Origin of the sequence: Peteryoungia desertarenae (assembly GCF_005860795.2) — a bacterium.
In the GTDB taxonomy this organism is placed as follows: Bacteria; Pseudomonadota; Alphaproteobacteria; order Rhizobiales; family Rhizobiaceae; genus Allorhizobium; species Allorhizobium desertarenae.
The window spans coordinates 2389749-2410381 of record NZ_CP058350.1; the positions used below are offsets into that span (position 1 = coordinate 2389749).

19 protein-coding genes are annotated in these 20633 nt (G+C 59.1%); 8 read left to right on the top strand and 11 right to left on the bottom strand.

All coding sequences use genetic code 11. The features are described 5' to 3' along the window. Positions 1 to 1374 (top strand): PleD family two-component system response regulator, encoded by a 1374-nt coding sequence (locus FE840_RS11605; RefSeq protein ID WP_138289420.1) that lies wholly within the window; start codon positions 1 to 3, stop codon positions 1372 to 1374. Between the two features lie 802 nt (positions 1375 to 2176). Here FE840_RS11605 and rpmG read toward each other — a convergent pair. The 5 genes from rpmG to topA form a co-directional block, all read right to left on the bottom strand. Beyond that, complete coding sequence (rpmG, locus tag FE840_RS11610; protein ID WP_138289422.1) at positions 2177 to 2344, bottom strand: 50S ribosomal protein L33; 168 nt, start codon at positions 2342 to 2344, stop codon at positions 2177 to 2179. 90 nt (positions 2345 to 2434) lie between these two features. Next, a complete protein-coding gene (locus FE840_RS11615; protein WP_138289424.1) occupies positions 2435 to 3616 on the bottom strand; it encodes an MFS transporter in 1182 nt (393 codons plus the stop codon). A 324-nt stretch (positions 3617 to 3940) separates the two neighbouring features. Next, on the bottom strand, positions 3941 to 4393 hold the full coding sequence (locus FE840_RS11620) for a DUF983 domain-containing protein (protein ID WP_138289426.1): 453 nt from the start codon (positions 4391 to 4393) through the stop codon (positions 3941 to 3943). A gap of 21 nt (positions 4394 to 4414) precedes the next feature. Continuing rightward, a complete protein-coding gene (gene rnr, locus FE840_RS11625) occupies positions 4415 to 6634 on the bottom strand; it encodes a ribonuclease R (RefSeq protein ID WP_246318908.1) in 2220 nt (739 codons plus the stop codon). A 137-nt stretch (positions 6635 to 6771) separates the two neighbouring features. Further along, complete coding sequence (gene topA, locus FE840_RS11630) at positions 6772 to 9477, bottom strand: type I DNA topoisomerase (protein WP_138289430.1); 2706 nt, start codon at positions 9475 to 9477, stop codon at positions 6772 to 6774. A gap of 251 nt (positions 9478 to 9728) precedes the next feature. Between topA and FE840_RS11635 the strand changes: the two genes are divergently transcribed. Then, positions 9729 to 9956, top strand: coding sequence for a hypothetical protein (locus FE840_RS11635; RefSeq protein ID WP_138289432.1), 228 nt, complete (start codon positions 9729 to 9731; stop codon positions 9954 to 9956). Here the strand turns inward: FE840_RS11635 and dprA are convergent. Genes dprA through FE840_RS11655 form a run of 4 tightly spaced genes read right to left on the bottom strand, consistent with a single transcriptional unit; the run spans position 9909 to position 13960 of the window. Beyond that, the gene (gene dprA / locus FE840_RS11640; protein ID WP_138289434.1) at positions 9909 to 11060 is read right to left on the bottom strand and encodes a DNA-processing protein DprA; all 1152 of its coding nucleotides are present in this window, start codon (positions 11058 to 11060) and stop codon (positions 9909 to 9911) included. The genes FE840_RS11635 and dprA overlap by 48 nt on opposite strands. A 5-nt stretch (positions 11061 to 11065) precedes the next feature. After that, complete coding sequence (gene plsY / locus FE840_RS11645; protein ID WP_138289435.1) at positions 11066 to 11683, bottom strand: glycerol-3-phosphate 1-O-acyltransferase PlsY; 618 nt, start codon at positions 11681 to 11683, stop codon at positions 11066 to 11068. Between the two features lie 28 nt (positions 11684 to 11711). Continuing rightward, entirely contained in the window at positions 11712 to 13004 is a 1293-nt protein-coding gene (locus FE840_RS11650) for a dihydroorotase (RefSeq protein ID WP_138289437.1), read from the bottom strand. Beyond that, positions 13001 to 13960, bottom strand: a complete 960-nt coding sequence (locus FE840_RS11655) for an aspartate carbamoyltransferase catalytic subunit (protein ID WP_138289439.1) — start codon at positions 13958 to 13960, stop codon at positions 13001 to 13003. The genes FE840_RS11650 and FE840_RS11655 overlap by 4 nt, the downstream gene beginning before the upstream one ends. Before the next feature lie 222 nt (positions 13961 to 14182). Here FE840_RS11655 and FE840_RS11660 point away from each other — a divergent pair, with 222 nt between their 5' ends. Further along, positions 14183 to 15835 (top strand): acyl-CoA dehydrogenase family protein, encoded by a 1653-nt coding sequence (locus tag FE840_RS11660; RefSeq protein ID WP_138289441.1) that lies wholly within the window; start codon positions 14183 to 14185, stop codon positions 15833 to 15835. Here FE840_RS11660 and FE840_RS11665 read toward each other — a convergent pair. Further along, a complete protein-coding gene (locus FE840_RS11665; protein ID WP_138289443.1) occupies positions 15817 to 16752 on the bottom strand; it encodes an AEC family transporter in 936 nt (311 codons plus the stop codon). The genes FE840_RS11660 and FE840_RS11665 overlap by 19 nt on opposite strands. 198 nt (positions 16753 to 16950) lie before the next feature. Here FE840_RS11665 and FE840_RS11670 point away from each other — a divergent pair, with 198 nt between their 5' ends. Together FE840_RS11670 and FE840_RS11675 are read left to right on the top strand one after the other, a co-directional pair. Continuing rightward, positions 16951 to 17136 carry a hypothetical protein gene (locus tag FE840_RS11670; RefSeq protein WP_138289445.1) on the top strand — a complete coding sequence of 62 codons (186 nt, stop codon included), beginning with the start codon at positions 16951 to 16953 and terminating at the stop codon, positions 17134 to 17136. After that, positions 17133 to 17468 carry a DUF6105 family protein gene (locus FE840_RS11675; protein WP_138289447.1) on the top strand — a complete coding sequence of 112 codons (336 nt, stop codon included), beginning with the start codon at positions 17133 to 17135 and terminating at the stop codon, positions 17466 to 17468. The genes FE840_RS11670 and FE840_RS11675 overlap by 4 nt, the downstream gene beginning before the upstream one ends. Here FE840_RS11675 and ruvX read toward each other — a convergent pair. Further along, positions 17417 to 17899, bottom strand: coding sequence for a Holliday junction resolvase RuvX (ruvX, locus tag FE840_RS11680; RefSeq protein ID WP_138289449.1), 483 nt, complete (start codon positions 17897 to 17899; stop codon positions 17417 to 17419). The two genes, FE840_RS11675 and ruvX, sit on opposite strands and share 52 nt — an antisense overlap. A gap of 115 nt (positions 17900 to 18014) precedes the next feature. Here ruvX and FE840_RS11685 point away from each other — a divergent pair, with 115 nt between their 5' ends. The 3 genes from FE840_RS11685 to gatA all read left to right on the top strand — a co-directional run bounded on the left by FE840_RS11685 (position 18015) and on the right by gatA (position 20631). Next, complete coding sequence (locus tag FE840_RS11685) at positions 18015 to 18719, top strand: metal-dependent hydrolase (RefSeq protein ID WP_138289451.1); 705 nt, start codon at positions 18015 to 18017, stop codon at positions 18717 to 18719. Between the two features lie 68 nt (positions 18720 to 18787). Then, positions 18788 to 19075, top strand: a complete 288-nt coding sequence (gene gatC, locus FE840_RS11690; RefSeq protein WP_138289453.1) for an Asp-tRNA(Asn)/Glu-tRNA(Gln) amidotransferase subunit GatC — start codon at positions 18788 to 18790, stop codon at positions 19073 to 19075. A 74-nt stretch (positions 19076 to 19149) separates the two neighbouring features. Beyond that, positions 19150 to 20631: an Asp-tRNA(Asn)/Glu-tRNA(Gln) amidotransferase subunit GatA gene (gene gatA / locus FE840_RS11695; RefSeq protein ID WP_138289455.1), complete on the top strand. Its 1482-nt coding sequence runs from the start codon at positions 19150 to 19152 to the stop codon at positions 20629 to 20631. The last annotated feature ends 2 nt before the right edge of the window (positions 20632 to 20633 follow it).

Below are 20633 nucleotides of genomic sequence, written 5' to 3' on the forward strand. Positions count from 1 at the left end.
ATGACCGCACGCATCCTGGTAGTCGACGATATCCCGGCCAATGTGAAGCTCCTTGAAGCACGCCTGCTTGCTGAATACTTCGATGTGCTTACGGCAGACAATGGCCGTGACGCGCTCGACATCTGTGATCGCACACAGGTGGATGTGGTGCTGCTTGATATCATGATGCCCGAGATGGACGGGTTTGAAGTCTGCGAAAGACTGAAGTCGAATCCCAGGACGGCTCATATCCCGGTCGTTATGGTAACGGCACTTGATCAGCCCTCGGATCGTGTTCGCGGCTTGAAGGTCGGTGCTGACGACTTCCTGACCAAACCTGTCAACGATCTTCAGCTGATCTCGCGGGTGAAGAGCCTTGTCCGACTGAAGACGCTCAGCGATGAACTGCGCATCCGCCACGACGGTGCCCGGCAAATCGGCCTGGATGAAGGGCTGCGCCTGCATGACGGTCGTCTGGATGAACAGGCTCAAATCCTGCTCGTGGACAGCCGCGGAGCCTCCCAGGAGCGCATTATCAAGTCGCTGAAGCCGATTGCTTCCGTCATCGCGATGTCCGATCCGCAAGCCTCCGTCTTCGAGGCCGCGGAACATGCCTATGACCTCGTCATCGTCAACAGTAACCTCGAAGACTATGATCCGCTGCGGCTGTGCTCGCAACTGCGGTCGCTGGAAAGGACACGCTTCATCCCGATTCTGCTGATCACCGAGCATGGCGACGAGCAGATGATCATCCGGGCCCTGGATCTCGGCGTGAATGACTATATCGTCCGTCCGCTCGATCCCAATGAACTGGTTGCCCGAACGCTCACCCAGGTTCGTCGCAAGCGCTACAATGACCGCTTGCGTAACAGCGTGCGGCAGACCATCGAGCTTGCAGTGACCGACGGCCTGACAGGGCTTCACAACCGTCGTTATCTCGACACGCATCTCAGAACGCTGTTTGCCCGCGCCATGGCACGCGGTCGCCCCTTGACCATCTGCATGACCGATATCGACCGCTTCAAGCAGGTCAACGATATGCACGGGCATGATGCAGGGGACGACGTCCTGAAAGAATTTGCCTCCCGGATACGTAGTACCGTGCGGGGTGCCGATCTTGCGTGCCGCTTCGGCGGAGAGGAGTTCATCGTTGTCATGCCCGATACTCCCGCTGATGTGGCCAAGACCGTTGCTGAGCGTTTGCGCGCAATGATCGAAATGCGGCCTTTCCAGTTGCGAAGCGGGGAGACACCGTTGATGCTGACTGCATCCATGGGGCTCGCCACCCTTGGACCCGGGATAGTGACCCCTGAACAATTGTTGAAGCAGGCAGACAATGCGCTGTATGAGGCCAAGAACTCGGGACGCAACCGTGTGGTCGCTGCCGCTGCCTGAATATTGCCGCAATTGAACGCGGATCATTCCGTCAAGACTGAAGTGAATTGTGCTTACTGCGCCTATTTCGTCCTTCGTTGGCCAGTTTGTGAAGCATCATACACAGAATTTTCGTTGCCCCTTAAGAAAGCATTACACGCAATCGTTGCCAAAGAATTGTGCATGAAAGCACAGAAAATCAATCTGCAGAGTGAATATTGATCCTTTGGTTGATTGTCTATCACAGCGAATTCAAATCAATCCTTGCTTGCTTCAGGGCAGTTATTTTCGGTGTGGCGTTTTAAGTGCAAACGAGTTTTATCGTATAATTTGCAATGTTGGTATTGCTAACGGTTTTGGACTTTGAGTTGATCAAAATAAGGTCAAGTTCAAGGGCCGCTGTACTCAGTAAGCGAGAGGCTGGCGCAAGGAAGCTTTCGCTACTTACATGCCTAATTTAACCATATATCGAGAGCAAACTGTCGCGCGGTTAATAAAGAGTTGATTTTCGCGGCTGATTGATAGATTTTGCTGCTCATGGAACAAAAACCCGAACGGGTTTGAGATACCCCATGATGCTCAGGTCCGCCGCATCTCCTGGGTCGTGGGGTCGGTCGGTTGGCTCGCAATATCCAAAACGGTTCCTCGTGCCGTCTTTGCGTGCTGGCCGACCCCCTGTTTAAAAAAAAAGCACCGGTGCTCGCCGAGGCCGGTGCTTTTTGATTCTGTTCATCGAAATGGCGATTTATTGAGCATGTGTCGCCACATAAAAAAAACGCGCCACTTCCGTGACGCGTTCATTCACGAAGCTCAATATCAAGGATTACTTGATCTTGGTTTCCTTGAACTCGACATGCTTGCGCACGATCGGATCATACTTGGTCTTTGTCATCTTGTCGGTCATCGTACGGCTGTTCTTCGTCGTCACGTAGAAGAAACCCGTGTCGGCCGTCGACAGAAGCTTGATCTTGATTGTTGTAGCCTTGGCCATGGTCGTCCTGCCTCTAATAAACGAAGCCGTGGACGACCTGTTGAAGCCCACGGCAAATCTGGCGCGAAACTACAAATCGCGCTCGAAAAGTCAAGTCCGTTTCGGCTTAAAAAACAGCCGGCCAATGGAAAGCACCACATAGAGGGCGAAGAAGGCTGCAATTGCCCAGGCAAAGCCGTGGTTTCCAGAAATATCCATCGCTGCGCCTATGGCTTGCGGGCCGGCCACCGTTCCAACCGCATAGCAGAAGACAAAGGCGGCATTCGCAGCGGCGAGATCGGCGCCTGTGAGTCGCGAACCGAGGTGACTTAGTCCGATCGTGTAGAGGCCGGCAACGCATCCGCCCCAAAACAGCAGGACGGTCGCCATCAGCGCCCAGCTCTCGGTCAGCCAGGGCAGGGTGAGCGAGCCGCAAAGGCCGATGATGGCAAGCAGGGACAGAAGCGGTCGGCGGTCCCGGAGTTTGTCAGAGAGCAGACCGAGCGGGATCTGGAAGACCATGTTGCCAACGCCCATGACCGTCAGCAGCAGAGCTGCCTGCGCTTCCGTGAAACCCACCCGCGTTGCATAGATGGGGAACAGCGAAAGGCCGCCGGCCTCGACCGCGCCAAAGACGAAGACCGCAGCGGTTGCTGTCGGAACAAGGAAAATGTAGCGGAAGAAGTGCATTCCAGGTTTCTCATCGAGCACCGGGCTTTCCCGCCGCGCGATGAAGATTGGAATGGCAGCGAGCAGGATCGCGGCTGCCCCGACGGCGAACGGCATCAGCCCCTCGCTGCCCAAGACCGAGAAGAGCAGGGGACCCATGGCGAATCCCACGGCCAGCACGGTGGCGTAGATCCCCAGCACGAGACCTCGGCGGGCCGGCGGTGCCGTCGCATTGATCCAGAACTCAGACAGGATGAACAGGGTTGTTGTTGCGCCGTGAAAGACAAGGCGCAGCGGAAACCACATCCAGAACTGTTCTGCATAGTAGAAGCCGACAGCGCTCACAGCGGACAAGACCACGGCCCACAGCATGGTACGGGCGACGCCGAAACGGTGGGCGAGCTTGGTCGTAAGCGGTGCGGCGAGCATGGCCGCGACACCGGCCATGGCGGAGTTCAATCCGATCATGGTTGAGGAGATGCCGCGCTTTTCGAGGATAATGCTGAGCAGTGGCAAACCGAGGCCAATCGCAATTCCGACCGCCGAGATGGCGGAGATGGCTGCAATCAATGAAGGCCATTGAATGGTCTCGGGATGACCATGGTAGCGAACCGGCTGTTCCATCAGTGCGGGCCTCTGCCGCCATAGCTGACAATGCAGATGCCAATCGGAAGCGGCAAGGCGCAATCGCGGCTCTGTGCTACGCGCAGTAGAGTTTGCATGAGATTGTGTCTAACTCCGGTCACGTCCTGCAGACTACGCCTTTTCAGACTGTAAAGAGGGCCTCCTGTCAAGCAGCGAGACCACCAAGGTTGACGCAGCTTATGGAGAGCCCATGTCAGAAATGTATATGCTGCGGGAAAAACGGTTGATGAGGGGTGTCGCGCTGATGAAAGTCAGCCGAATGCTGTCAACCAGCGCTCTGGCTGAAGCATTCTGGTTTCCTTGTCAGAGATCACTATGGGCATGCTGTTCCTCAACGTCATCGGCATGGCCGCCGAATCCGTGCATTTTCAAGGCCCATTGCAGACCGACAACCGCCCCCTTGATGGGCTGCAGGGTCAACAGCGACGTGATGATCCCGATGGGCGCCCAGATCGCCAGGTGGATCCATTCCGAGACAGGGAAAACAAGGTCGGTCATCATGTAGCCGCCAACAAGAACATGGCCCAGGATCATGATGACGATATAGGGCGGTAGATCATCGGCCCGATGGTGATGCATCGCTTCACCGCAGGAGGCACAATTGTCCACCGTCTTGAGATAGGACTGGAACAGGCGGCCTGAGCCACAAGCCGGACAGCTATTGAGTAAGCCGCGTTTCATAGAGCGTCCAACCGGACGTTCGGTTTCCATATGGCCGCCATAGCGCGTGATTTGCTGTCTTGGGCTTCCCGTCATGATCTGCTCTTCTCCGACTTCTTAGCGTCGACCTCGTTTGGGGCGTGTCCCGGGCAGCTTGGAGCCTCGTCGACTTGCCTTGTGGAAGGAACGCGTGCCCATGGGCATCTTGCGTCCCCCGCTCAGCATTTCGAAGCGCAGCGCGCCGGCGAGCGGCACCGCCTCCACCAGCCGAACCTCGACGGTATCACCGAGCTGGTATCCTAGCCCGGACTTCTCACCCGTCAGGGCCTGATGCGCTTCGTCGTAGATATAGTAGTCGCGGCCCAGCGTGGAAACCGGGATAAAGCCATCTGCGCCAAATTGCGGCAGGCTGATGAACAGGCCCGACTTGGTGACACCAGACACCTGGCCGTCGAATTCGTCGCCGATGCGACCGGCAAGATGGTGCGCGATCAACCGGTTGATCGTATCTCGCTCGGCTGCCATCGCACGGCGCTCGAAGGTCGAGATCTCGGCGGAGATATCCTCGAGGCTCGCCTCCTCGTCAGGCGTAATCCCGCCTTCGCCCAAGCCCAGCGAGCCTACCAGAGCCCGATGCACGATCAGGTCGGCATATCGCCGGATCGGCGAGGTGAAATGCGCATACTTCATCAGGTTGAGGCCGAAATGGCCGATATTCTCCGGACTATAGATCGCCTGGCTCTGGCTGCGCAGCACCATCTCGTTGACCATAGTCTGATGCGGCGTGTCTTGCGCCTTGGCGAGAATGCCGTTGAACGAGTTGGACCGCATATTGCCGCCCTTGACCAAGGACATGCCCAGCGTGCCGAGGAACTCGCGCAGCACCTCCTGCTTGGCTAGGCTCGGCGCGTCATGGATGCGGTAGATCAGCGGCTGCCGCTTCTTCTCCAATGTCTCGGCAGCCGAGACATTCGCCTGGATCATCATCTCCTCGATCAGCTTGTGCGCATCGAGGCGTTCGGGAACATGCACGCGATCGACCGTGCCGTCCTCCTTGAGGATGATCTTGCGCTCAGGCATGTCGAGTTCGAGCGGCTGGCGCCGGTCGCGACCGCGCTTCATCACGGCGTAGGCATGCCAGAGGGGTTTAAGGATCGGTTCGAGAAGCGGTCCGGTCTTCTCGTCGGTCTTGCCGTCGATCGCGGCTTGGGCCTGCTGGTAAGAGAGTTTGGCCGCACTCTTCATCATGATCCGATGGAAGGTGTGGCTCGCCTTGCGTCCTTCATGCGAGAAGACCATGCGCACGGCAAGCGCCGGACGATCGACACCCTCGCGCAGCGAGCAGAGATCATTGGAGATCCGCTCGGGCAGCATGGGGACGACGCGATCGGGGAAGTAGACGGAATTGCCGCGCTTCAGCGCCTCGCGGTCGAGCGCCGATTTCGGCCTGACATAGTAGGAAACGTCGGCGATGGCCACCGTGACGATTACGCCATCAGGATTGTCGGGCGAGGGGTCGAGTTCGGCATAAACGGCGTCGTCATGATCCTTGGCATCATGCGGGTCGATGGTAACAAGCGGCAGGTCACGCCAGTCCTCGCGATGCGACATCGAGGCGGGCTTGGCCGCCTCGGCTTCCGAAATCACCGACTGCGGGAAGATATGCGGAATGCCATGCGCGTGGATGGCGATCATCGAGATCGCCTTTTCCGATGCGACCGAGCCGACGACTGTCAGCACCTTGGCCCGGGTCAGACCGAAGCGGGCGGCACGACCGACTTCGACCTCGACCAGATCGCCATCCTTGGCCTCTCCGAGATCGGTCGCGTCGATCTGCATTTCCTCGCCGCGACGATCGATCGGCATTAGGCGCGCGCCACCATCGGGCATCAGCCGCACGACACCCATGACGGCGCCGACATGGCGGTCGAGGATCTTGATAACCCGCGCCGTATAGGCCGGGCCGGAGCGATCCTTGTTGGCGAAGATCTTGGCCAGCACCCGATCGCCCAGCCCGCCAACCGGCGTCTTGCCCTTGGAACGGTCGGAGCTCGACTGGCGGATCAAAACGGCCGGTGCCGCACCGGCTTCCTCGGGCCATTCTGCGGGACGGCCGATCAGTTCGCCATCCTTGTCGCGGGTGGTGATGTCGAGCACGGTGACCGGCGGCAGCGCGCCCGGCCGCGTCAGCGACTTGCGGCTCTTCTGCACCAGCCCGTCATTTTCCAGATCCTTCAGCGCCTGCTTGAGTTCCACCCGCTGCTCGCCCTTCAGGCCGAAGGCCTTGGCGATCTCGCGCTTTGAGGCGCGGTCGGGATTGTCGGTGATGAACTGCATGAGAACGTCGCGCGGCGGCACTTCGCCATGGATCAGCGCGGCGGGATTGCTGGCTCTCGCCTTGGCCGCGCCTTCCGCACGCCGGCTCTTGCCGTTGCCGGAGCCGGGAAATTCGGAGGGGTCGCGGAATTTCTTGTTCAAGTCGCACTCTTCTTTGTTGTCTTCGCCTTCGCGGCGGTTTTGGCAGGTGCCTTCTTGGCAGCTGCGGCCTTCGGCTTGGTCGCAGCCTTCTTCGGCTTATCGGCGGCACCGTCATCCGACTTTGCCTTGGTAGCCTTGGCCGGAGCCTTCTTCGCCTTGGCCTTGCCGCCGCCATCCTTGGCCGCACGCTCGGCGATCAGCAAGAGGGCTTCCTCGACGGTGATGTCCTGCGGGTCTTTGCCCTTCGGCAGGGTCGCATTGACCTTGCCCCAGTTCACATAGGGTCCATACCGACCGTCGCGCACGGTGATTGCGCCGCCGTCGGGATGATCGCCCAGTTCCTTGAGCGCCGCAGCCGCCGTCCGTCCACGACCGCCCGGTCCCTTGCTCTGCTTTTCGGCGAGCACTGTTACAGCACGATTGAGACCGATCGACAGAACATCCTCGATGCTTTCGAGGTTGGCATAAGTCCCCTCATGCAGCACGAAGGGTCCATAACGACCGAGACCGGCAGAAATCATCTTGCCTGTCTCGGGATGCGGGCCGACATCGCGCGGCAGTGCCAGGAGGGAAAGTGCCTTTTCCAGGTCGATCGAGGCCGGCGTCCAGCCCTTCGGCAGCGACGAGCGCTTGGCCTCCTTGCCGTCACCGCGCTGGATATAGGGCCCGAACCGGCCCGACCGCAGCGTGATCTCTTCTTCCGTCACCGGATCCTTGCCGAGCGCGCGCGGCTCGTTGCTGCCACCGGCCTCCGCTTCCGCGCCACCTTCATTGGTCAGCTGGCGGGTGTAATTGCATTCCGGATAGTTAGAGCAGCCGACGAAGGCACCGTATTTGCCGAGCTTCAGCGAAAGGTTGCCCGTGCCGCAAACCTGACAGATGCGCGGATCCGATCCATCTTCGCGCTTCGGGAAGACGAGCGGCGCCAGCGCCTCGTTCAGCGCATCGAGCACGTTGGTGACACGCAGCTCCTTGGTGTCCTCGATCTGGGCAAAGAAGTCCTGCCAGAAAGCGCGCAGAACGTCCTTCCAGTTCAGCTCGCCCGCCGAGATCTTGTCGAGCTTCTCTTCGAGGTCGGCCGTGAAATCGTATTCGACATACTTGGTGAAGAAGTTTTCGAGAAAGGCCGTGACCAGCCGTCCCTTGGAATGCGGCACCAGCTTGCGCTTGTCGGTGATCACATATTCGCGGTCGCTCAGCGTCTTCAGCGTCGCTGCATAGGTGGACGGACGGCCGATCCCGAGCTCTTCCATCTTCTTGATCAGCGACGCCTCTGAATAGCGCGGCGGCGGCTCTGTAAAGTGCTGGCTGGCACTGACCTTCTGCTTGGCCAGCGCCTCGCGCGCATTGATTTCCGGCAGGCGGCCATCCTCGTCGTCACCATCTTCGGGTGCTTCGCCTTCCTCGCGCTGGTCGGTATAGGCAGCGATGAAGCCATCGAACCGGATGACCGAACCGACGGCGCGCAGGCCGGCCTTTTCACCATTGTTGTCGGCAAGGATCTCAACGGTCGTGCGCTCGATCTCGGCGGATGCCATCTGGCTTGCTATGCCGCGCTTCCAGATCAGGTCGTAAAGCCGCATCTGGTCGCTGTCGAGGAAGCGGCGCAGCTTGTCCGGCGAGCGGTTGAAGTCGGTCGGTCGGATGGCTTCGTGGGCTTCCTGGGCGTTCTTCGCCTTGGTCGAGTAAAAGCGCGGCTTTTCCGGAACGTAACGCGGGCCGAACTGGTCGAGCACGGCGGCGCGTGCGGCATCGATCGCTTCGGGTGCCATCTGCACACCATCGGTACGCATATATGTGATCAGACCGACGGTCTCGCCGCCGATATCGATGCCTTCATAAAGCTTCTGGGCCACCTGCATGGTGCGCGACGCCGAGAAGCCAAGCTTCGAGGACGCAGCCTGCTGCAGAGTGGAGGTTGTGAAGGGAGGACCGGGATTGCGCTTGACGGGCTTCGCCTCGACGCTTTCGACGCCGTAGCGCGCGCCTTCCAGAAGCGCCTTGATGGTCGCCGCATGGTCGCCATTGGTGACCGAATTGCGCTGGATGCGCTTGCCGAGATGCGAAACGAGCTTTGCCTCGAACTCATCACCGCGCGGCGTCTTCAGGAGTGCGGAGATATTCCAGTATTCCTCGGCGACGAAACGTTCGATTTCGTTTTCCCGGTCGCAGACGAGACGCAGCGCCACCGACTGCACACGCCCGGCCGAACGCGCACCCGGCAACTTGCGCCAGAGGACCGGGGAAAGATTGAAGCCGACGAGATAGTCGAGTGCACGGCGGGCGAGATAGGCATCGACCAGCGGCGTGTCGATATCGCGCGGATTGGCCATGGCATCGAGCACGGCCTTTTTGGTGATCGCATTGAAGACGACGCGCTTGACCGGTTTGTCGCCCAGAACTTTCTTTTTCTTCAAGAGGTCGAGAACATGCCAGGAAATGGCTTCCCCTTCGCGATCGGGGTCGGTCGCAAGAAACAGGCCGTCGGAAGACTTTACAGCGTCGGCAATGTCCTTGATCCGTTTCTGTGATGCCCCGTCAACCTCCCAGACCATCTGGAAATCATCATCCGGCAGCACCGATCCGTCCTTGGCAGGAAGATCGCGCACGTGACCGAACGACGCCAGCACCTTGTATCCCGATCCGAGATACTTGTTGATCGTCTTGGCCTTGGCCGGAGATTCTACGACTACGACATTCATCAAATCACTGCACCTTTACGAGTGCTCCCGTCGAGGGCACCTTGCCGAGCTACGGGACTACAGGGTTTCCGACATGGAGGGATGTGGCGTCCCGGTCAAGAGGCAGGTCATATTTTCTCGTCTGCAACCGTACGCAACCTATGAGTGCTTTAGTTTCCATTGCAATTATTGATAAGGTGGATATTGTGAATGCATGACCGATATTCGCCGGTCACCACATGCCCGGAATACGGTAAACGATCGGCACGCACATGGATATTGGCAACAAGGGCTATGGCAAGGCGCACACGATCGAGAGAATCAGCTACGTGCGTGAAATGCTCGTTGAATTACGCCTTGTGGCCGAAAGCGAAAATGCGGATCTGCTCTGTTATTTGATCGAAATGGCCTGTGTGGAGGCAGGGGATATCCTCAACAGGCCGGGCGGTACGTCATTCACCCATGGCAAGGGAGACAAGCCCCCCGGGATGCCTGTGTAAGCGGCCTGCCAGATCGAGCTCCAGCAGAATCAGGTAGACAGTTTGTGGTGCAAGCGCCGTGTGCCGGATCACGTCGTCAATCTCGACGGGCGTAGGGCCAAGGGCCTGAACCAGACTGCTGCGATCCTGATCAGAAGGTGACGGTATGAACTCTCGCTCACTCTCTGTTGGCGGCTCATTGGCCGCCGGTCGGCTAAACGGATCAATCTGTGACAGGGGCGCAAGCGCTTCCAAAACATCGGCGGATGTTGTGGTCACAATGGCCCCGTTCTTCAAAAGTGCGTTGGTCCCCTCACAGCGCGGATCCAGAGGCGAACCCGGCACGGCGAAGACCAGGCGCCCGGCTTGAGCCGCGAGCCGCGCCGTGATCAGAGACCCAGACCGCGCAGCTGCTTCAATCACCACAACACCAAGTGCCACACCGGCGATAAGCCGATTGCGCCGGGGGAAATCTCTTGCACGGGGCTCCCAGCCAAACGGCATCTCCGAGATCGCCAGTCCCTGGCCGGACCAGATCTCCTCAAGCAAATCGCGGTTCTCTGGAGGGTAGGGGCAATCGAGTCCTCCTGCCATGGCGGCAATCGTTCCGCTTTGGAGGCTGGCACGGTGGGCTGCAGCATCGATGCCTCGAGCCAGACCGGAGACGATCGAATATCCTGCCTGGCCAATGTCGCGAGCCAGTCGCGCGGCAAACTTTGTGCCGCTGATGGAGGCATTGCGCGAGCCCACAATTCCCACTGCGGGCAGGGCGCAGCAATGGGAATGTCCCTTCATCGCAAGAAGGGGTGGTGCCGCATCCAGATTGCGTAGCGCGTAGGGATAGTCCGGCTCTCCAATACCGACGAAGCGGGCGCCGAATCGCCGTGCGGTCTCCAGCTCTCGTTCAGCCTCATCGACCGAGGCGATCCGGATGTGCCGGGTCGATCCACCGCGTCGCGACAGTTCCGGCAGCATCGACAGCGCGGCCTCTGCCGAGCCGAAATGGTTGATCAGATCTCTGAAGGTTGCCGGCCCGACATTGTCGCTGCGGATCAACCTGAGCCAGGAGATCCTTTGTCGGTCCGTCAGCGCAATTCCGTTTCGTCTTGCGCTGTCGTCCGGCATGTCGTCTAGCCCTTCTTTCCGATCTTGCTCTCAGTCCCGGCGATCAGTCGCTCGATGTTAGCTTTGTGACGCCAGAACGTGATGGCTGTCATTGCGGATGTAATGAGCGCTGCCTCTTCAACTCCAAGTATCCATAAGACGATCGGAATCGCAAGTGTAGCCACGAGAGCCGACAACGAAGAGTAGCGGGTAATGAAGGCAACCGAGAGCCAGGCCAGGGCAAAGACCAGCACCATCAACGGTGCCACGCCGAGCAGCATGCCGATATAGGTGGCAACGCCCTTGCCGCCCTTGAAGCCGAGCCAGATCGGGAAAAGATGGCCGATAAAGGCTGCAAATCCGGCCAGAAGACCGGCATTTTCGCCAAACACCAATTGCGCAACAACGGCGGCGACCGTCGCCTTCAAGGCGTCGAGAAGCAGGGTAGCTGCCGCCAGTTTCTTGTTGCCGGTGCGCAAGACATTGGTAGCGCCGATATTGCCGGAGCCGATGGAGCGCACGTCGCCAAGACCGGCCATTTTTGTGAGGACATAGCCGAAAGGGATCGAGCCCAGAAGATAGCCGAGGCTGAGAACTGCGATCAGTGCAGGCCATCCTATGGCCAGATAGTCAATGGTCGGCATGAAATTCGCCCCTCCTCAAGTCAATTTCTTAAAGTGTATGCACGCACTTTCCGGCGACATAGGTAGAGACCACGCGTCCTGAGAACCGCGCATCTTCAAAAGCGGTATTCTTTGAGCGCGCCAGCAGAGCATCCCGTGAAACCAGCCATGGCTCATCGAGATCGACCAGCGCAATGTCAGCGACCGCACCGGGCTGCAATGTACCAGCGGGAAGGCCGAAGATCTTTGCGGGTCGGGTCGACAGGGCATCCACCAGTCGCATCAGGGAGACCTGGTTGGAATGATAGAGCCTGAGCGCCGCTGCCAGCAGGGTTTCAAGCCCGATCGCCCCCTCGGCTGCCTCGTCGAAGGGTAGCCGTTTGGTGTCCACATCGTGCGGATCATGCGACGAAACAATGATGTCGATCTGCCCCTTGGACAATGCTTCCACCATGGCCATGCGATCCTGTTCGGAGCGCAGCGGCGGATAGAGCTTGAAAAAGGTTCGATACTCGCCGATGTCGTTTTCATTGAGTGTCAGATGGTTGATCGAGATACCGCAGGTGACATGGCAGCCGCGCGCACGCGCCACTTCGATCGCCTCGACCGACTCGGGAACGGAAATCTGCGCCGCATGATACTTGGCGCGCGTGAGCGTCGCGATCCTCAGATCCCGCTCCAGCGGAATGATCTCGGTCTCCTTCGGGATGCCGGAGAGCCCAAGCCAACTCGCAAGCAAGCCTTCGTTCATGACACCATTGGCTGCCAGATACTTCTCGCGTGTTTCCAGCGAGATAACCGCACCCAATTCACGGGAATAGGTCATCGCCCGGCGCAGAACCTGGGTATCGGCAAGGCCATGGCTACCATTGGTAAAGGCAACGGCGCCGGCTGCCTGCAGCAGCCCCATTTCGCTCATTTCCCCGCTTGTCAGCCCCTTGGTCAGAGCCGCTGCCGGATAGACATGGACGGTTGCCGTATCACGAGCCGTCTTCTTGACGAATTCGACCAGAGCGACATCATCGATCACCGGGTCGGTTTCAGGCATCATGATGAAGGATGTGACCCCTCCGGCCGCTGCCGCAGCACTGGCAGAAGCAATTGTTTCCCGGTGCTCGGCACCCGGTTCACCGACGAAAACACGCGCATCGACCAGGCCGGGAATGGCGGTGAGGCCGGTGCAATCCCGAATCTCGGCGCCATCCTCGGCACCCTGATTGAGTGCGAGAGCCCCCGCTGCCAGAATCTTCCCATCGGCACCAATGATGATGGAGCCGACCTCATCCATGCCCTGGGACGGGTCCAAAACGCGGACATTCTTCAAGACGAGCGGTTTCATCATGCGCCCATTCCCCCGCTGCTCGGACCCTGGTTCTGCGACAGAAGAAGCGTTTCCATCACGGCCATCCGAACGGCGACGCCCATCTCAACCTGTTGCTCGATGACGCTCTGCGGACCGTCTGCCACCTCGGAGGCAATTTCGACACCTCGGTTCATGGGTCCCGGATGCATGACGAGCGCATCTTCTTTCGCCAGCTTCAGCTTTTCGGCATCCAGCCCGTAATAATGGAAATACTCGCGAACCGACGGCACGAAAGAGCCTGCCATGCGCTCACGCTGCAGGCGGAGCATCATCACCACATCTGCGTCCCTCAGGCCTTCCTTCATGTCGTGAAAGACTTCAACTCCCATGTCCGCAATGCCAGCCGGCAACAAGGTCGGGGGAGCCACGACGCGCACGCGTGCACCCATGGCACTCAGCAGGAGGATGTTGGAGCGCGCGACGCGCGAATGCAGGACATCTCCGCAGATGGCCACGATGATGCGCCCGATCTTTCCCTTGGCCCGGCGGATCGTCAGTGCGTCCAGCAGTGCCTGTGTCGGATGCTCATGCTGGCCATCGCCGGCATTGATGACAGAACAGGCCACTTTCTGTGCGAGAAGTGCTGCGGCCCCTGCGGACGAATGGCGAACAACCAGAACATCGGGTCGCATGGCATTCAGCGTCATTGCCGTGTCGATCAATGTTTCGCCTTTTTTGACGGATGAATTGCCGACAGACATATTCATCACATCGGCTCCGAGCCGTTTGCCTGCCAGTTCGAAGGAGGCTTGCGTCCGCGTCGAGGCTTCAAAAAAGAGGTTGATTTGCGTCAGGCCGCGCAGCGAGGAAGTTTTCTTCTCCCGCTGACGGCTGATTTTCACGGCTTCGTCGGCCTTATCCAGCAGATACAGAATATCCTGCTCATTCAGGCCCTTGATGCCGAGGAGATGGCGATGGGGGAAGAAGAAGACCATTGACGTCCTCCTGAGATGTCACGCGGTCTATAATGAACGACATGGCACCCGGCAAGCATATGCGGTGTGGATTGGCCGATGGTCCCCATGTAAAACGGGGCGGATCGAGCTAGGTGAAGGTGTAGGAACGGGATGGTTTCGCCTCGCAATGGAGAAACATCCCGAAAGAAGTGCAGGGGCGAACCGTTGGCAGATCAACGCAAGTCTGCTTATTAGATCGGCATGAGCATAATGAACCGGACTGAAGAAAAACTCGCCGCCCTGAACCAGCCCAAGCCATGGTCCGGTGTCAACGCCTATCGATCCGATCCTCTGCTGGTCGATCTTAGTTCGTCACTCTCGCGCTCGCTGCGAGACGAATATGATGTGATCGGCAAGTATGTGACATCGCACGAGGCGCAGGAACTGGCGCGCATGGCCAATCACAGCCCACCGCAATTGCGCACCCATGGCGTGCGCGGCGAGCGGCTGGATGTTGTGGAATATCACCCCGCCTGGCATGCACTGATGCGCCGCTCGATGTCTTCGGGACTGCATTCGTCCGTCTGGGAGAACAATATCGATCAACGCGGACATGAGCATATGGCTCGCGCAGTTCGCTTTTATCTGATTGCACAGCTTGAGAGCGGGCATTTGTGCCCGCTCAGCATGACCAGCGCTTCCGTGGCGGCGCTTGTTGCATCCCCGACCGTCCAGAAGGAGTGGACGCCGAAGATACTGTCGCGCAAGTATGATTCCTCGAACAAGCCGCCGATGCAGAAAACGGCGATCACGCTTGGCATGGGCATGACAGAGAAGCAGGGCGGAACAGATGTTCGCGCCAATACAACGACTGCCGACAGAGTAGGCGAGGGTATCTTCCGGTTATCCGGCCACAAGTGGTTCCTCTCAGCCCCCATGAGCGACGCTTTCATCATGCTGGCCCAGACCAAGGACGGGATGGGTTGCTTCCTTGTCCCGCGCCTGTTGGAGGACGGTTCTTCAAACGGCCTTGAGTTCCAGAGGCTCAAGGACAAGATCGGCAACCGTTCCAACGCCTCTTCTGAGCTCGAGTTTGAGGAAGCGTTCGGCTTTCTGCTCGGTACACCGGGCGACGGTGTGCGAACCATCCTCGATATGGTGACGCTGACCCGCCTCGACTGCGCCTTGTCCTCTGCCGGTCTGATGCGCGCCTCCATGGCCGAAGCCGTGCATCATGTGCGTGGCCGCTCGGTCTTTGGCAAGAAACTGGTCGACCAGCCCCTGATGACAAGGGTTCTGGCGGACATGGCCCTGGATGTGGCCGCAGCAACAGCCCTTGCATTCCGGTTGGCGGACAGTTTCGACCGCGCTCGTGAAAGCGCCGTTGATGCTGCCTATGCGCGGATCATGACGCCGGTCGCAAAATACTGGATCTGCAAGATCGCGCCCTCGTTGATCTACGAGGCCATGGAATGCATTGGCGGCAGTGGCTATGTCGAGGAACGAGCGATCGCGCGACACTATCGCGAGGCGCCGGTCAATGCGATCTGGGAAGGTTCGGGCAATGTCATGGCGCTCGACGTTCTGCGTGTCCTCAATCGTGGCAAGGACCTCTTCGAGACCTTGTTTGCCGGTCTCGAGAGGGACATGGGCCCATCGGGCAAGAAGACTGTCGAACTCCTGCGGGCTGCAACGGCGCTTGCGGAGCGCGACGAAGCCGCCGCCCGTCTTTTGGTCGAGCAGCTCGCGCTTGCTGCCGCTGCCGCAGAACTCTACCGCATGGGCGCGGTCAAGATTGCAGATGCCTTCCTCGAATCACGGCTCGTGGGTGGCTGGCGCCATACCTACGGCGTCCTCGATGCGCGTTTCGATTCAAGATATGTCCTGGATCTGCTTTATCCGGCTGCGAGCTGAGTGACGATGTAGATGACCGCAGGGATGGTGAAAAAGGCAGCGATGGTCTGTACCGTCGCGCCTGCCGCATAGAGTTCAGCATCTCCGCCCATCTGCTTTGCCAGAAGATAGCCGTTCATGGCAGTGGGCACCGCTGCAGACAGCGCGACCATGACAAGGGCCGTTCCGGTCAGGCCCATCATCAGACCCAGTCCGGTCATGATGATTGGATAGATGATCAGTTTCATCACCGTCGACAGGAGAACGCTGGGTTTCGGCCTCAGGGCATCCATCACCTGCAACCCGGCGCCGACCGTAACAAGGCCAAGTCCGAGCGAGGATCGCGCCATGAGGTCGACTGCCGTCATCAGCGGTTCATAGATCCGCACGCCTGCTAGATTGACCAGCACGCCCAGACCCGCGCCGATGATGATCGGATTGGTGACGATTTTGACAGCAAAGGCCCGCATGCTGCGGCTTTGACCGGAAAACCAGACCATGACGCCGACATTCACGAGATTGACCGGCACGATGATCGCAGCCATCACCAGTGCGACGATGACCAGCCCCTCGGCACCCGAGATTTTTTCAGCGATGGCCAGCGCCATGAAGCCGTTCCACCGGGTGGCGGTCTGGAAAACCGAGGTATAGGCCGGTCCGCCCATGCCGCGCGTCTTGAATAGCGGCCAGAGCGCCAGCGACAGGGCCGTCATGGCTGCAAAGGCAAGGAGTGCTGTAACGCTGACCGACGTGCCGCTGATGCTGGAAAAATCTGCCTTTGACAGCGTCTGAAACAGCAGGGCGGGGAAAAGGACGTAATAGCCGAATTGTTCAAGTCCGCCCCAGAAACCCTGGGTGATGAGCGGCGATCGCTTTAGCGCGACACCCAGAAGAACGAGCAGAAAGATCGGCAGGATGCTTTCGAAGATGATCAGCATGGTCGGGTGGGGCTCTCACGGGCGGGATGTCCTTCGTTACAGCCGCTTATGCAACCTGACAACCATTTGCCGCCCAAAGCGTTTGACATCTTGAGATCGTTTATCCCCAGGCGCCGTTAACCTTAACAAAGGGTTTACGTTGCGCCGTCAAGGTTAACGCGCCACCTTGTTCGCGGGACAGACGAAGAGGTGAGGGACGTGTCGGACATCGCGCCGGGCAAGCTGCTTCGCAGCATCATGATGATGCTTTTCTTTTCGGTATTGGCGCTTGATATCGCCGTGCCGGCTGCTGTCCTGTTGGTAATGGCAGCGTCCCGATGGGCGGTCGAACACTGGCCAGTGACGAATGATTCGTTGTTTGGCCGAAAGGCAAGAATGGCATGAAGCTTTTTCTGATCCTGTGGGCGCTGCCCATCCTGCTCCTCGGCAGCTGGTATGCCCTGTCCTATTACGACATGAACTTCGGCATCTTCATGCTGACCCGCGAGGCCCATGATCTGGTTTTCCAGATCTATGGCAATGTGCTTGGTATTGCGCCCGAATCGATCCCGCCACTGGTAATGCGCGCGATTGTCGTCGACACACTGATCGTCTTTGCCATCATGGCTTTCCGTCGGCGCAAGAAGATTGCGGCCTGGTGGCGCGAGAGCCGGGCCTCGTCGGTTCAGTCGTCCGAGGCGCGCATCAATGCCGAGAGCCTGTCCAGCGCGCCCTGAAGAATGAAGCTCGCTGCAGCCGAATCGATCCGTTCGCTGCGCTTGGCACGCGATACATCCATTTCCAGAAGGGCTCGCTCGGCGGCGACCGTCGACAGACGTTCATCCCAGAACACGAAGGGGATCTCGGTCTTTTCCGCCATGGAACGGACAAAGGCCCTTGTCGCCTGAACACGCGGCCCGGATGATCCGTCCATGTTGACGGGAAGGCCGATAACGAAGGCCGCGATCTTCTCCTTTGACGCGAAGGCCAAAAGGACCTCGGCATCCTTGGTGAACTTCGTCCTCTTGATCACCGGGCGGGGCGTGGCGAACCGGCGTCCGAGATCGGAGGCGGACAATCCGATCGTCTTCGTGCCAAGATCAAGGCCGGCAATCGCCTGACCCGGTTGCAGCCGTTCGGCCAGCTCCTCGATGGTGAGGGTAAACATTGTATTTTTCCTGAAACTTCATCGGCGTCGGTACTTTCCCACGCGCGCTTATGTCATATCTTTGAGATAGGAACACAAGAAACCTGTTTAACGTCATTTTAGAAACGAGGTCACCATGAAGATCACCTGGCTCGGTCACGCCGCCTTTCGTCTTGATATTGCCAAGGCGAGCATTCTGATTGATCCGTTCCTGACAGGGAACCCCGGCTTCGCAGGGCTCGATGCCAAGGAAGCGACCTCCGGCGTTACGCATATTCTCCTGACCCACGGCCATGGTGACCATGTCGGCGATACGGTTCAGCTAGCGAACGAGACCGGAGCAACCGTGCTCGCAAATGCCGACCTGGCAGCTTGGCTCGGCTCCAAGCGTGTCGAAAAGCTTGAAATGGGCAATACCGGCGGCACGATCGGCTTTGATGGTTTCTCCGTAACCTTCACAAATGCTTTGCATTCCTCCGCCCAGATCACGGAAGACGGCGTTTCGCATGCGCTGGGAAATGCGAACGGGCTGATGATCCATGTCGAGGGCGACGCATCTATCCTGCATATGGGTGACACCGACATTTTCTCGGACATGAAGCTGATCCAGGAATTGCATCAGCCGGATATCGGACTGGTTCCGATCGGCGATCGCTTCACTATGGGCGGTGCGGTTGCAGCACTCGCCTGCCAGCGCTTTTTCGACTTCAAGACCGCGATTCCCTGCCATTACGGCTCCTTTCCGATCATCGATCAGACGCCGGAAAAATTCGTTCTGGGGATGGAAGGAACGCGCACCAAGGTTCTGACCCCACAGGCCGGGATCAGCTTCGAAGTCTGACGAAACCCCGTTGCACCGCAGCTTGACGGCCATTATAGCGAAGAAAACAGTCCACTTGGAGAATGCCGATGTCCGTCGATCTCGCCACCGTCAAGCGCGTTGCGCGTCTTGCCCGTCTTGCCGTCAATGAAGACGAGGCGCAAAAGATGGTCGGCGAACTGAATGGCATTCTGGGTTTTGTCGAGCAGCTTTCAGAAGTGGATGTCACCGGCGTTGAGCCGATGACATCGGTTACGCCTGTCGCCATGAAGAAGCGTCATGATGTCGTGACCGATGGCAACATCGCGGAAGACATCGTGGCCAATGCGCCTGCGACCGACCGCAATTTCTTCCAGGTGCCCAAGGTCGTCGAGTAAGCGGATTCTCGCTCGCCACCCCTGCCATCCCCTTTTTTGCCCGTCAGGGCGCCGCAATTGAAGTGAACCGGACCATGAGCGAATTGACCAGCCTCACCATCGCGGAAGCCCGCGAAAAACTCGCCGCCAAGGAGATCAAGGCCGTTGAACTGACCGAAGCCTATATCGCGGCTATCGAGGCAGCCAATGACACGCTGAACGCCTATGTCGCCGTGACGGCAGATCAGGCGCGCGCCATGGCCAAGGCCTCCGATCAGCGGCTTGCAGAAGGCAAGGCGGGAGCACTCGAAGGCATTCCGCTCGGCGTCAAGGATCTCTTTGCCACGCGCGATGTCCGGACCCAGGCCTGCAGCCACGTTCTGGACGGTTTCAAGCCGAAATATGAATCGACCGTGACCCAGAACCTCTGGGATGCTGGCGCCGTCATGCTTGGCAAGCTCAACATGGACGAATTCGCCATGGGGTCTTCCAACGAAAGCTCCTATGACGGCCCCGTGGTCAATCCGTGGAAGGCAAACGGCTCCGACGAGAAGCTCGTTCCCGGCGGCTCCTCTGGCGGGTCTGCCGCCGCCGTTGCCGCGCAACTCTGCGCAGGCGCAACCGCCACCGACACCGGCGGTTCCATCCGCCAGCCGGCCGCCTTCACCGGCACCGTCGGCATCAAGCCGACCTATGGCCGCTGCTCCCGTTTCGGCATCGTTGCCTATGCCTCCTCGCTCGACCAGGCAGGCCCCATCGCCCGCGACATGCGTGATGCCGCAATCATGCTGAAGACCATGGCAAGCGTCGACCCGAAGGATACGACGTCGGTCGACATGCCGGTGCCCGATTACGAGGCAGCACTCGGCCAGTCGCTGAAGGGCATGAAGATCGGCATTCCGAAGGAGTATCGCGTCGACGGAATGCCGGGAGAGATCGAAAAGCTCTGGGCGGATGGCATGGCATGGCTGAAGGATGCCGGTGCCGAGATCGTGGATATCTCGCTGCCGCATACGAAATATGCTCTGCCGGCCTATTACATTGTCGCCCCGGCAGAAGCGTCGTCGAACCTCGCCCGCTACGATGGCGTGCGTTATGGCCTGCGCGTCGATGGCAAGGACATTGCCGACATGTATGAGAAGACCCGTGCTGCGGGCTTCGGTGCTGAAGTCAAGCGCCGCATCATGGTCGGTACATATGTGCTTTCCGCTGGTTATTACGACGCCTATTACCTCAAGGCCCAGAAGGTCCGCACGCTGATCAAACGCGACTTCGAGCAGGCCTTTGCCGCTGGTGTCGACGTGATCCTGACGCCGGCCACCCCATCCTCGGCCTTTGCTATCGGCGACAAGGAACTCGCTGCCGATCCGGTCAAGATGTATCTGCAGGACGTTTTCACGATCACCGTGAACCTTGCCGGCCTGCCGGGCCTTTCGGTCCCTGCCGGTCTCGACGCCAAGGGGCTGCCGCTCGGTCTGCAACTGATCGGCAAGCCTTTTGAGGAGGAGACCCTCTTCAAGGCCGGGCACGCCATGGAACAGGCCGCAGGCAAGTTCACGCCGAAGAAGTGGTGGTAGTC

What these genes read in the sequence shown, in the direction of transcription:
- FE840_RS11605 (WP_138289420.1), top strand. Translation starts at nt 1, where the DNA reads ATGACCGCACGCATCCTGGTAGTCGACGATATCCCGGCCAATGTGAAG.
- rpmG (WP_138289422.1), bottom strand. Translation starts at nt 2,344, where the DNA reads ATGGCCAAGGCTACAACAATCAAGATCAAGCTTCTGTCGACGGCCGAC.
- FE840_RS11615 (WP_138289424.1), bottom strand. Translation starts at nt 3,616, where the DNA reads ATGGAACAGCCGGTTCGCTACCATGGTCATCCCGAGACCATTCAATGG.
- FE840_RS11620 (WP_138289426.1), bottom strand. Translation starts at nt 4,393, where the DNA reads ATGACGGGAAGCCCAAGACAGCAAATCACGCGCTATGGCGGCCATATG.
- rnr (WP_246318908.1), bottom strand. Translation starts at nt 6,634, where the DNA reads ATGCAGTTCATCACCGACAATCCCGACCGCGCCTCAAAGCGCGAGATC.
- topA (WP_138289430.1), bottom strand. Translation starts at nt 9,477, where the DNA reads ATGAATGTCGTAGTCGTAGAATCTCCGGCCAAGGCCAAGACGATCAAC.
- FE840_RS11635 (WP_138289432.1), top strand. Translation starts at nt 9,729, where the DNA reads ATGGATATTGGCAACAAGGGCTATGGCAAGGCGCACACGATCGAGAGA.
- dprA (WP_138289434.1), bottom strand. Translation starts at nt 11,060, where the DNA reads ATGCCGGACGACAGCGCAAGACGAAACGGAATTGCGCTGACGGACCGA.
- plsY (WP_138289435.1), bottom strand. Translation starts at nt 11,683, where the DNA reads ATGCCGACCATTGACTATCTGGCCATAGGATGGCCTGCACTGATCGCA.
- FE840_RS11650 (WP_138289437.1), bottom strand. Translation starts at nt 13,004, where the DNA reads ATGATGAAACCGCTCGTCTTGAAGAATGTCCGCGTTTTGGACCCGTCC.
- FE840_RS11655 (WP_138289439.1), bottom strand. Translation starts at nt 13,960, where the DNA reads ATGGTCTTCTTCTTCCCCCATCGCCATCTCCTCGGCATCAAGGGCCTG.
- FE840_RS11660 (WP_138289441.1), top strand. Translation starts at nt 14,183, where the DNA reads ATGAGCATAATGAACCGGACTGAAGAAAAACTCGCCGCCCTGAACCAG.
- FE840_RS11665 (WP_138289443.1), bottom strand. Translation starts at nt 16,752, where the DNA reads ATGCTGATCATCTTCGAAAGCATCCTGCCGATCTTTCTGCTCGTTCTT.
- FE840_RS11675 (WP_138289447.1), top strand. Translation starts at nt 17,133, where the DNA reads ATGAAGCTTTTTCTGATCCTGTGGGCGCTGCCCATCCTGCTCCTCGGC.
- ruvX (WP_138289449.1), bottom strand. Translation starts at nt 17,899, where the DNA reads ATGTTTACCCTCACCATCGAGGAGCTGGCCGAACGGCTGCAACCGGGT.
- FE840_RS11685 (WP_138289451.1), top strand. Translation starts at nt 18,015, where the DNA reads ATGAAGATCACCTGGCTCGGTCACGCCGCCTTTCGTCTTGATATTGCC.
- gatC (WP_138289453.1), top strand. Translation starts at nt 18,788, where the DNA reads ATGTCCGTCGATCTCGCCACCGTCAAGCGCGTTGCGCGTCTTGCCCGT.
- gatA (WP_138289455.1), top strand. Translation starts at nt 19,150, where the DNA reads ATGAGCGAATTGACCAGCCTCACCATCGCGGAAGCCCGCGAAAAACTC.